The sequence below is a fragment of the Rhodoferax ferrireducens genome (genome assembly GCF_031458075.1).
In the GTDB taxonomy this organism is placed as follows: domain Bacteria; phylum Pseudomonadota; class Gammaproteobacteria; order Burkholderiales; family Burkholderiaceae_C; genus Rhodoferax_B; species Rhodoferax_B ferrireducens_A.
Window position 1 is genome coordinate 13,730 of the sequence record NZ_JAVDXT010000003.1, and the last position, 11,818, is coordinate 25,547.

Below are 11,818 nucleotides of genomic sequence, written 5' to 3' on the forward strand. Positions count from 1 at the left end.
ATTTATACAAAACAGGTCTCTAGCGCTTATTTCACCTGCGCCAGCGGCTATCAATTTGAATACACAGCGTTAAACCGCGCCACATACACCATGAACCAGCAGCTCTACCGCATCGTCTTCAACCAAGCCCGTGGCTGCCTGATGGCGGTGGCAGAAACCGCTACGGCGCAGGGCAAGTCTGGTGAGCGCCGCAGCGCGGGTGCGGGCCGCAACGGTATCGCTTTGCCGGGGCTGCAGACCCTCACGCTGGCGCTGGCATCGGTGCTGCTTCTTGCATCCATCGTCCCGGCCGTGCAAGCGCAGATCGTGGCCGACCACAGCGCGCCCACCAACCAGCGGCCCACGATCCTCACTACCGGCAACAACATCCCGCTGGTCAACATCCAGACTCCGAGTGCCGCCGGGGTCAGCCGCAACACCTACAGCCAGTTCGACGTGACGGCTGCGGGCGCGGTGCTGAACAACAGCCGCACCAATGTGCAGACCCAGATCGGCGGCTGGGTGCAAGCCAACCCCTGGCTGGCCACCGGCGGCGCCCGCGTGATCCTGAACGAAGTCAACTCGGCCAACCCCAGCCAGCTACGCGGCGCCATCGAAGTTGCGGGCCAACGGGCCGAAGTCGTCATCGCCAATCCCGCAGGCATCCAGGTGGACGGCGCAGGCTTCATCAACACCAGCCGGGCCACACTGACCACCGGCACGCCGATCATGAACAACGGCAACCTGGACGGCTACCGGGTGCAGACCGGCACCATCCGCATCACCGGCGCCGGCCTGGATGCCAGCAGCACCGACAGCACCGCCATCCTGGCGCGCGCGGTAGAAGTCAATGCGGGCATCTGGGCCAACCAGCTGACGGTCACCACCGGTGCCAACGACATCAGCGCCGATGCGGCTACCACTACCGCCGTTGCCGGCACAGGCACGACCCCCAACTTCGCCCTCGATGTGGCGGCCATCGGAGGCATGTATGCGGGCAAGATCACCCTGGTGGGTACCGAGGCCGGCCTGGGCGTGCGCAACGCCGGGGTGATCCAAGCCAATGCGGGCAACCTCACGCTGAACGCAGACGGCTGGCTGAGCAACACCGGCAGCCTGTTAGCCAACCAGAACCTGACGGCGCAGACCAGCGGCGCCGTCACCAACAGCGGCACGGTCTATGCCAGCGGCAGCACCGGTTTGGCGGCGGGGGGCAACATCGGCAACACCGGCCTGATCGCCGCCCTGGGCGACACCAGCGTGACCAGCAGCGGCGCCATCACCAGCGCCAGCGGTGGGGTCCTGGCGGCCGGGCTGGCTGCAGACAACACGGTCGGCAGCAGCGGCAAGCTCGCAATCACCTCCACGGGCAACACCACCCTGGCCGGCCAAAGCGTGGCGGGTGCCGATGTGCACATCACCGCCAGCAGCATCAACGTGGCCGGCGGCCAGCTCAGTGGACAGAACCTCAGCCTCACCGCAAATACCGGTGACGTAACCGCGACCGGCGCTACCCTGGTGGCCAGCCAGACCCTGGCCGCCCGCACCACGCAAACCCTGCGCACCGACGGCGCCGTGCTGTCGGCGGACCAGCTCAACTTGGCTGCACACGACCTGTCCAATGTGGGCGGTCGGTTGCTGCAAACCGGCACGGACGACTTGGCGTTGAGCCTGGCCGGCAATTTGGACAACACCGGCGGCACCATCGCCACCAACGGCAACCTGGCGCTGGCCGCGGCCACGCTAGACAACACCCGCGGCAGCATCACCTCCGACCAGAGTGCCAACCTCAGCGCGACCACCCGCCTGGACAACACCGATGGCACCATGGCCGCCGGCCAGCACCTCGGCCTCAGCGGCGGCAACCTGGTCAACACCCGCGGCACGGTGCAAGCCACCCAGGGTAACGCGACATTGGTAGCCACCGACTTCAGCAACAGTGCGGGTAGCGTGGTGGCCGGCGGCAATCTGCAGACCCAGGTGGCCACCCTGTCGAACTCCGGCAGCTTGTACGCGGGCGGCAGCCAGACCCTGGCCGCCAGCGGCGCAGTTACCAACAGCGGCGTGATTGCTGCGCTGGGCGAGACCACGCTCACCGCGCAAAGCCTGTCCAGCACGGCCACCAGTCTGCTGGCCGCAGGTTTGAAGTCCGATGGCAGCCTTGCCAGCACAGGCAACTTGAACGCCACCACGTCCCAAGGCCTGGCCGCCTACGGGCAAAACATTGCTGCCGGCAGCGCCAGCTTGCGCGGCACTACCCTGGACCTGGCGGGCAGCCAGACCAGCGCCACCAGCCTCGCACTCAGCGCCACGGCGGGCACCCTCAACGCCACTGGGGCCAAACTGTTGGCAGCGCAGACACTGGGCGCCAGCAGTACGCAAACCCTGGTCACCAATGGGGCCACCGTCTCGGCCCAGCAGATCCAGCTAGGCGCGCAGGCGCTGTCCAATGTGGGCGGCAACATCGTGCAAACCGGCAGCGGCGACTTCCATCTCAACCTGGCCGGCAGCTTCAACAATAGTGGCGGCGTGCTGCAAACCGCCGGCCGAGCAACGATTGCCGCACAGAGCCTGGACAACGCCAACGGCAGCATCAGCGGCACAGACGTATCCATCATCACCGCGGGCGTGCTCCACAACACCGGCACCGGCCTGATTGCCGCTACGCAGGACTTGACCCTCGCCACCACAGGCGCGGGAGCCAACCTGGTCAACCAGGGCAACCTGCAAGCCGGCCGCCACCTGGGCGCCACCAGCAGCGCGGGCCTAGCCAACACTGGCACCATTTATGCTGGCGGCAACACCAGCCTTACGGCCGCGGGCGCACTGAGCAACAGCAGCGTCATCGCCGCGCAGGGCAACACCAGCGTCGCAGCGGCCAGCCTGGCCAGCACGTCCACCAGCCTGCTTGCCGCCGGGCTAAAAGCCGACGGCACACTGGGCAGCAGCGGCGACCTGGCCGTCACCACGACGGACACTCTGGCTGCCCAGGGGCAGAACGTCGCGGGCGGTAACGCTGTTTTGAACGGCGCCAGCGTCGACCTTTCGGGTAGCAGCCTGACCAGCGCGGCCAACCTCTCGCTTACCGCCAGCAGCGGCTCGGTCAGCACGGCCAGCGCCACCGTCACTACCGCCGGCACCTTGGCCATCAGCGCCAGTGCGCACGACAGCCAGACCCTGAACAACACGCTGGGTACCCTGAGCGCAGGCCAGCTCAGCCTGCAAGTCGCCAACCTCAACAATACCCAAGGCTATATCTACCAGACCGGCAGCGGCAACACCACGCTCGCCCTGGCGCCCAGCACCGGCGTACTGAACAACACCCACGGCACCATCGCCGTCAACAGCCAGAACCTCAGCCTCTCGGCCGCCACGCTGACCAACACCCAAGGCAGCATTGCGCATGCCGGTACCGGCATGCTGGCCATCGCCGCCACTAGCTTCAACGGCCAGTACGGCCAGACCAGCAGCAACGGTGCACTGAACCTCACTGCGGGGAATATCCAGCACGGCCACGCCAGCATGCTGGCACAGCAGATCACCCTCAACGCCGCCAGCCTGGACAACCGGGCGGGGCAGATCATCCAGTTGGGCAACGGCAATACCAGCCTCAGCACCACAGGCGCCATCGACAACAGCAGCGCAGGTCTGATCGCCAGCAACGGCAACACCACGCTCCAAGCCCACAGCCTCAACAACCAGGGCGGCACGGTACAGGCTGCCAGCACCGCCAACCTCGCCATTTCCACCACCGCCGGGCTGGACAACAGTACGCAAGGCTTCATTGGCGCCGGCGGCAACCTGGCGCTCAGCACCGCCACGTTGAACAACGCGCTTGGGCAGATCACCGCCGGCGGTACCTGGACGGCCACCGCCTCTGGCGCCGTCACCAATACCAGCGGTCTGCTGGCCGCCATGGGTGACCTGACTCTCAACGCCAGCAGCTTGGACAACAGCGTGGGCACCATCGCCTCGGTCGCCAACAACCTGGCCATTACCACTACCGGCGGCACGGTCAACAACGGCGGCAGCATCCAGGCCGCGCTGGATGTCACGCTGAACAACGCTGGCCTGAGCAATGCCGGCGCGGGTAGCCGCATCACTGGCCGCAACCTCAGCATCAACACCCACGCGCAAAGCCTCAACAACGCCCTGGGTACCCTGGCCGCCACCAACAACCTGACCGTGCAAAGCGGCACGCTGAACAACAGTACCGGCCTCATCCAGACCACCGGCAGCACTGGCACTCTCAGCATCAATACCCAGGGCCAGACCCTGACCAACACCTCGGCGGCCAGCTATGTCACCGGCGCGGGTGGCATCAGCGCCCAAGGCGCCATGGCGCTGGCCACCGGCGCGCTGAACAATACGGCGGGCTACATCGGCGCAGGCAGCGCCATGACCGCCAGTACCGGCCAAGTGAACAACACCGGGGGCGGCCAGATCGTCGGCCAGTCCGGCGTCAGCTTCACCAGCACCGGCTTTGATAACCGCAGCGGCCAAGTGCAAGCCTTGGGCAATGTGTCCATCAACGCCGGCAGCGGCAGCATCAACAACACGGGCAGTCTGCTGCGCAGCGCAGGCACCCTGACCTTGGCGGCAAATACGGTCACCAACAGCAACACCCAGGGAAGCAACCAGGGCATCGAAGGCTACAACGTCGCCATTACGGCCAGCACCATTGCCAACGACACCGGCGCCATCCGCGCAGACAACAACGCCACCCTGACCAGCAGCGGCAGCATCAACAACAGCCAGGGCCTGGTCAGCGCCGGCAACACCCTGACCGTGCAGGACCTGGGCGGCACCAAGACGCTGGCCGTCACCAACACCGGCGGCAGACAGATCGCCATGCAGGCCCTGAGCCTGAACGCCGCCAGCCTCACGGGCAACGGCAAGATGCTGAGCCAGGGCAACCTGTCCATCGCGCTGACCAGCGACTACAACAACACCGATGAAGTCACGGCCAACGGCAACGCCAGCATCAGCACCACCGGCAACATCACCAACAGCGGCACGCTGCAGGCGGGCAACACCCTGAGCCTGAACGCCAGCAATATCGACAACACCGCCACCGGAAAAATCTCCGCCACCACCACCCAGGTGACGGCCAGCAACACGCTGACCAACCGCGGCCTGATCGACGGCACCAACACGCAAATCAACGCCGGCACACTCAACAACATCGGCATCGACGGCCGCATCTATGGCGACCAGCTGAGCATCCGAGCCGGCACCGTCAACAACCTGGCGGAGAACGGCGCCGCGGGCACCATCGCCGCGCGCAGCCGCCTGGACATCGGCGCCACCACCGTCAACAACAGCAACGGCGCACAGATCTTCAGCCTAGGGGACATCGCCATCGGCGGCGGCCTGGACGCCAACCGCTTCGCCACCGGTGCGGCCAGCACCATCAACAACAGCGCCGCCACCATCCAGGCCCTGGGCACCCTGCAAATCAACACCGCCGTGCTGAACAACCTCAACGTCGGCTTCGACTACCGACTGGTTACCGGCGCCACCAGCGCCAGCCAGACCGACTACATCACCACCGATGGCACGGTCTACACGGCGGCCGATTTTGCGTGGGTCAGTAGAGGACTGGCTTATGAGCCCAATAGCCGTATTTGCGAGGGGGGGTTGGTGAATTGCAGAACCGTCGTCAGCGCCAATGGGGGAGAGCTCACCACCAGCCCTTACGCCAACCCTCTTTATGAAGCTTTCTACAGCGGGCCTGACGCCTACGTTGCCGCGCATACAGTGACCACGCGCGTTGGGCACGATCAGACCACCACGGTAATTCCCGCCGCCTACGCCTACGACGAGACCAGCAGTATCTGGGCCACATTTGGCGTAGCGGCGCCGACCACCGGCGTCCCGGTCTATCCCGACAATGGCGACTGTGATAACTGCCTCGCTGTCTCCGCTGAACAGATAGCAGCCTATGAGGCCGCAGGCCAGCCCTGGAAGGATCTGCAAGCCAAGATAGACGCTTTCCGCGCCGTAGCTAAAACCTACATACTGTCATTCAAAACCTACCGCGACTACACAGAAACCAGCCAGAGCGCAGAAGTTACGGCTGGCACGGCCGGGCAAATCCTCTCCGGTAGCAGCCTCAGCATCAACGCCAGCCAGGCTCTGCTCAACGACAACAGCAAGATCATCGCCGGCGGCGCACTCAACATCACCGGCGTGGCCGTGGACAACCACGCCACCCAAGTCACCACCACGAATACCCGCAATGGGGCAACCCACAACTGGGGAGTCACCGGCCAGGACTGCGACATCTTCGGTTGCTCTGATGAGTACGGCTGGATCAATGCCGGCTATACGCAAAACACCGCCAGCACCCTGACCCTAGGCACCGGCATCACCCAGTACAACACCGCCAGCGGCTCCACTGCCACGGTGGGCAGCCGCAGCCAGGCCGCCACCACGCAAGCCGCCCAGGGCACAGGTACCCTGCAAGTCCAGCTCGCCTCGCTGTCCAACACCGCCATCGGCACCCAGCTCAGCACCCTGGCCCTGGCCACGGGCAATACGGCAGACACGGTGATAGACAACACCGGCGTCATTGCCCTGCAGCGGCCCACCCTGAGCACAGTCGCCACCCCGGCCAGCCCCAGCACCCCGTCCCCCAGCCTCCCGCGCCTCATCCAGGTCACCACCGGCACAGGCGCCACAGTCCACAGCGTGCGCCCCAGCAGCACCCTGCCCACAGCCAGCCTGTTCCGCACCACACCAGGCGTCACCGCCCATTACTTGGTGGAAACCGACCCCGCCTTCACCCAATACCGCACCTGGCTGAGCTCGGACGCCCTGCTCACCGCCCTCAGCTACGACCCGGCGACGGTGCAAAAGCGCCTCGGCGACGGCTTCTATGAGCAGCAGCTGATCCGCGAACAGGTGGCCGAGCTCACAGGCCACCGCTTCCTGTCCAACTACAGCAGCGACGAGCAGCAATACCAAGCCCTGATTGCCTCCGGCGCCACCTACGCCAAGGCCTGGAACCTGGTGCCCGGTATTGCCCTGTCGGCCGCGCAAATGGCCCAGCTGACCACCGACATGGTCTGGCTGGTGGAGCAGAGCGTCACCCTGGCCGATGGCTCAACCCAGAAGGTGCTGGTGCCCCAGCTATATGCCGTGGTGCGCGATGGCGACTTGGGCAACACCGGGGCGCTGCTCTCGGGTGGCTCGGTCAACATCAACCTGACCGGGAACTTGACGAACACCGGCACCATCGCCGGCCGCAGCGTGGTCAGCGTGGCCGCCGACAACATCCACAACCTGGGCGGGCGCATTGCGGGCACAGATGTGGCCGTGCAGGCCGCCACCAACCTGAACAACATCGGCGGTCAGATCAGCGCCAACAACAGCCTGCTGGCCACGGCCGGGCGGGATATCAACCTCACGACCACCACACAGTCCACCCAGACGGCCACCAGCAGCTATACGGGTGTGGACCGGGTTGCGGGCCTGTATGTGACCGGGGCCAACGGAACCTTGGTTGCCGCCGCCGGGCGCGACATGAACCTGCTGGGTGCGGCCATCGGCTCTGCCGGCACCGTTACTTTGCAGGCTGGCAACAACCTGAACCTGCTAGCTGTGACCCAGGCCGAGAGCGTCAACACCGCCCGCGATGCCAACAACTACACCCGCTTCAGCCAAAGCCAGAGCGTGGGTACCACGGTGCAGGCCAGCAGTGCCGTGACGCTGAGTGCCGGCCAAGACCTGACTGCCGTGGCCGCCACCCTCAACAGCACCACCGGCGCCACCACCCTGGCCGCGGGCAACAACGTCAACATCCTGGCAGGCCGCAGCACTACCAGCCTGACCACCGCCAGCTTTGCAGAGGGCTCCGGTGCCTTCAGTTCAGGCAGCACCCGCATGCAAGACAGCGGCAGCGCCAATAACGCCCTGGGCAGCAGCGTGGGTGGCAGCACCGTCACCGTGGTGGCGGGCAAAGACATCACGGTGTCGGGCTCCAACGTAGTCAGCGATACCGGCACCACCCTGGTGGCGCAAAACAACATCAGCATTGCTTCGGACAAGAACACCAGCACCAGCACCAGCTTCTTCGAGACCAAGCGCAGCGGCTTCTCGCTGGACGGGGGTATCAACTACGGCAACAAGCAGCAAAGCACCGACAGCCGGGGCAATGGCGATACGGCAGCGGGCAGCACAGTAGCCTCCTTGACCGGCGATGTGACGATGGTGGCCGGCACGCAATACAGCCAGGTGGGCAGTGCCGTGCAAACACCGGCAGGCAACATCGCCATCCAGGCCCAGGATGTAGCCATCACCGAGGCCCGCGAGAGCAGCGCCAGCAGCACAGTGACCAAGCAGAGCAGCAGTGGCTTCACGCTGGCCGTCACCTCCCCGCTGATCAGCGCCATGCAGAGCATGGAGCAAATGGCCGATGCGGGCAGCCAGACCAGCGACAAGCGGATGAAAGCCCTGGCTGCCGTCAACGTGGGCCTGACCGGCTACAACGCCGTGCAAAGCGTGGCCCAGAGTGGCGGCACGCCGGGGGTCAATGTGACCCTGAGCTACGGCAAGAGCAGCAGTACCAGCACCACCACCAACCAGAGCAATACGGCGGCGGGCTCTTCTGTTGCCGCCGGCGGCAACGTGAGCATCGTGGCCACCGGCGGCGGCCTATCCACAGGCACCGGAGAAACCCCCTTGCAGGGCAACATCCTGGTCCAGGGCAGCACCATCAGCGCGGGTGACACCACGACGCTCAAAGCCGACAACGACATCCTGCTGCAAGCCGCCCAGAGCACCAGCAGCGAGCACAGCACCAGCAAGAGCAGTAGCGCCAGCGTGGGCGTGAGCTTCGGCACCGGCGGCTTCAACGTGACGGCCAGCGCCAGCAAGAGCAAGGGCCAGGGGGATGGTGCCGATCTGCTCTACACCAACACCGCCGTCAGCGGCGGCAAAGCCGTCAACCTGCAAAGCGGGCGCGACACCCTGCTGGCCGGCGCCACCATCGCCGCCAACGCCATACGCGCCCAGGTGGGCCGTGATCTGACCATCCAGAGCCTGCAGGACCAGAGCAGCTACCACAGCAGCAGCTCCAGCGTGGGCGGCAGCGTGACCATCGGCACGGCCATGAGTGCCAGCGCCAGCATGTCCAAGACCAAGGTAGACAGCGACTTCCTCAGCGTGGGCACGCAAAGCGGGATCAGGGCCGGCGATGGCGGCTTCCAGGTGGATGTGCAGGGAGACACCACGCTGACCGGCGGCGCCATCAGCAGCACCCAGGCGGCGGTGGATGCGGGGGTGAACAGCTTCGCTACCGGTGGCGCACTGACGCTGACCGACATCCAGAACCAGGCAAGCTACAGCGCCCAAAGTGTCAGCGTGAGCGTGGGCAGCAGTGGGGCCAGTGGTGGCTTCGGCAACGCCAGTGACAGCGCCAGCAGCACGACCGAGGCCGGTATCTCGGGTGTTGCGGGTAACACCGCGGCGCGTACCGGTGACAAGGAAACCGGTATCCAGTCCATCTTCGACAAGGACAAGGTGACGGCCGATGTACAGGCACAGGTGCAGATCACCCAGACCTTCAGCCAGCAGGCGCCGCTGGCGGTGGCCAACTATGCGGCCAGCCAGATGCAGCCGATTACCGATGCCGACAAATACCTCGGCCTGAAGGAAAAGCAAGCCCTCGCCCCGGACAGCTTGACGGCACAACAGCAAGAACAGCTCAAGCAGATGGAAGCCAACGGCTATACCGTGGACAAGGCCACGGCCGATCTGAACAACCCGCAGTATCAAGCCAACTACGACACCTGGAAGGAAGGCGGCACGGGGCGGGTGATTGCGCACACGGTGATGGGGGCGCTGGGTGGTGGGGTCAGTGGTGCGCTGGGCGCCGCCGCCGTGGCCAGCGCGGCGCCGACCTTGAACGAGCTGCAAACCAGTCTGCAGACCGGTCTGGTCAGCGCGGGGCTGCCGCCCAGCGTGGCCCAGGGTTTGGCGACTGTGGCGATGCAGGGGGTGGCGCTTGGCGTGGGTGCGGTAGCGAGCGGGGGCAGCGTGACGGGGGCGACGACTGCGCTGGGGGTAGATGCGAATAATCGGCAGTTGCATCCAGAAGAGAAAAACCGGATCAAACAACTCGCCAAAGGCGATGCGGAGAAAGAAGCTCGTTTGACCGAAGCCGCGTGTGCCCTGGTGCATTGCGCAGACGGGGTGCCGACGGATGATCCAAATTACGCATATCTCAAGGGCTTACAAGATGCGGGCGCTAACTTAACGGCAGAGAAATCGCTGCTGTCGCAGCAACAAGGACAGCAAGGCCGGATTTACGGGCAACTCTTTCAGTACACCGGGGTAGACCAGTACATCATTGATCCGGCTACGCAAAACAAGCTGGGCACCCGCGCTGGCGGCGTACTGCAAGCTGTAGGCGGCGCGGCGTTGATTGCCAGCGGCACTGGCGAATGCGCTACCGGCGTTGCCTGCGTACTGGGCGCCGCCAGCATGGTGGTGGGAGCGGATAATTTGAAGGCCGGAGCTACTACGGCGGCAACGGGCAACGCGACAATCACCGCTGGGGAGCAGGTGCTGCAGAGTCTGGGTCTGAGCCCACAAGCGGCAGCGGTGACGTATGCACTGGTGGGATTGAGTCCAGCGGCTGTGGAAGCAGTATTAGCGAACAAAGTCGGAACAGTAGCTGAGACAACTGTTGTAGCTAGGCCAACTCCGAAACAATCCGAGATAGACGTGGGAGCCGATTTACCAATTGGAGCGCGAGCTCAAATAAGTTACAAAAACGGTCGAGAAGTAAATTACGGCACGGCCGGCAGTGTGAGACCTGACTGGTGTATTGGTACGGTTTGTAGCGTTGAGGTAAAAAATTACAACATCAACACGAACTCTAGTGGATTGGTTAGCAATGTAGCTGAGCAATCTGTACAGCGTGCTCAAAATCTTCCACAAGGGATGACACAGACTGTGGTGATTGATGTTCGTGGTCAAACGGTTACAGCACAACAAGAGTTGACAATTCGTCAAGCTATTGTTCAAAAATCAAATGGCGCAATAAGTCCAAGCGACATTACATTTAAGAGATAAACATCATGAAAGTTATAGGAATTACCGGTGGTGGCGCCCTCTTTGAAGTTGGCCCCGTCACAGATGTACAGTTATTTTTTGACTACCTCAATAAATATGTGGCCCGGCAGAGTCCTGATAAAAATTGGAGCTACCTAACAGATAGGCTATATCGACGTTATCTCAAGCTCGAAGAACTGGACTTGGCTTCTGCACTAATGAATCAAGTAAAAATAGCGTTTTCAACCATTTCCAGTACGACTATAAATTGGCCAGAAGGAATAATGGAAAATGATCAAACAAGGCTTGATCCAAGAAAATCCACGTTGACCGATGTATTTGAAAAATACTTTGAAAGTTTCGCGCACTGCGTTGAGTCGGCAAAAATTAATTATGAAGGATTCAAGACGTACCCAGGGTATAAATACGAAGCTGTACGATTCGTTATAGCAGATCAGCCATGGTTCATGATTGAGAAGAAACGACCGCTTGAAGAATATGATGCTCTTGACGGTTCGCCGTTTTGGATGGAATCAGTGGCTTAGGTAGCGCGATTCCGCAAATGGGCCTGTGGTGTCGCAAAAAATCGATTTCAGCAACCTGTGCATTCATACATTCTGTAGCTTGCGACATATGCGGTGAGTCCGCAACTTGCAAGTTTCACGAGATTTGCGTCTTCTCCCTCCCCTCACCGGGCAAGTCCGCAACTCTTTTCAATGCCGCCCTGCTTGCTTTTTATGCAAATCCCCGCATCCAGGCGTGTCACCTCCCGTCCTGT

2 protein-coding genes are annotated in these 11,818 nt (G+C 63.3%); both read left to right on the forward strand.

The features are described from left to right. The first annotated feature begins 90 nt into the window (after nt 1-90). Nucleotides 91-11,061 (forward strand): two-partner secretion domain-containing protein, encoded by a 10,971-nt coding sequence (locus tag J2X19_RS15560; protein WP_310374590.1) that lies wholly within the window; start codon nt 91-93, stop codon nt 11,059-11,061. A gap of 5 nt (nt 11,062-11,066) precedes the next feature. Beyond that, complete coding sequence (locus J2X19_RS15565) at nt 11,067-11,585, forward strand: hypothetical protein (protein WP_310374592.1); 519 nt, start codon at nt 11,067-11,069, stop codon at nt 11,583-11,585. Nucleotides 11,586-11,818: the final 233 nt, after the last annotated feature.